1 protein-coding gene is annotated in these 838 nt (G+C 56.7%); it reads right to left on the bottom strand.

Annotation, left to right across the window (positions count from 1 at the left end):
* Nucleotides 1-838: hypothetical protein (locus THS27_RS27065; RefSeq protein WP_371456370.1), on the bottom strand; the 838-nt coding region annotated here is incomplete at both ends.

The following is an 838-nucleotide window of genomic DNA, read 5'->3' as shown; positions in this document are numbered from 1 at the left end:
TAGCAGAGGTGTATTTGATGGCCCCAACCGTATCAAGATAGGTATTGATCGCCGAAACCGTGCCCGTCAGGGTCAGCGCCGTACTGCTCCCGCCAACCGTAACACCGGTTCCATCCGATGCAGCAAGCGTTCCGGCCCCGGCCGTGAACGTCACGGTGAGGGTCGCGCCATTATCCACGTCGGTAAAGGCAATCGCCGAAAGGTCAAGGTCGCTAGCACTATCTTCGGTTACCGTTACCGTCGCAGGCACACCTGCAACCGTCGGCGCATCATTTACAGCAGTTACATCGAGCGTGATGATACCATTGGCTGGCCCTGCATTTGCCGCATCACGAATTTGAGTAGTGATCGTAACAGCCTGATCCAAGTTCGCCGCAGGCGTGAAGGCCACGGCAGCAAGGGCAGCATTAACGTCATCCACCGAACCACTTACTGTCCAGATCCCGGTATTCGAATCGTACCCTGAACTTGCCGAGCCGAAGGTTCCGGTGGTCAGGCTGCCGGCGGCGGTGTTCGACAATGTCAGCGTCGCAGTGACGGTGTCGCCACTATCCACATCCGTCACCACAATATCACCAAGCGCAACGGCCGATCCGGGATCTTCTGTATAGGGGAGCGTCTGCGTCAGATTGCTGACCGTTGGCGCATCATTAACTGCAGTTACATCGAGCGTGATGGTACCATTGGCTGGCCCTGCATTTGCCGCATCACGAATTTGGGTGGTGATCGTAACATCCTGATCCCAGTCTGCCGCGGGCGTGAAGGCCACGGCAGCAAGGGCAGCATTAACGTCATCCACCGAACCACTTACTGTCCAGATCCCGGTATTAGAATCGTA

Source organism: Thalassospira sp. MCCC 1A01428, assembly GCF_002115825.1.
Classification (GTDB): Bacteria; Pseudomonadota; Alphaproteobacteria; order Rhodospirillales; family Thalassospiraceae; genus Thalassospira.
This window is presented reverse-complemented; position numbering and strand designations above follow the sequence as displayed.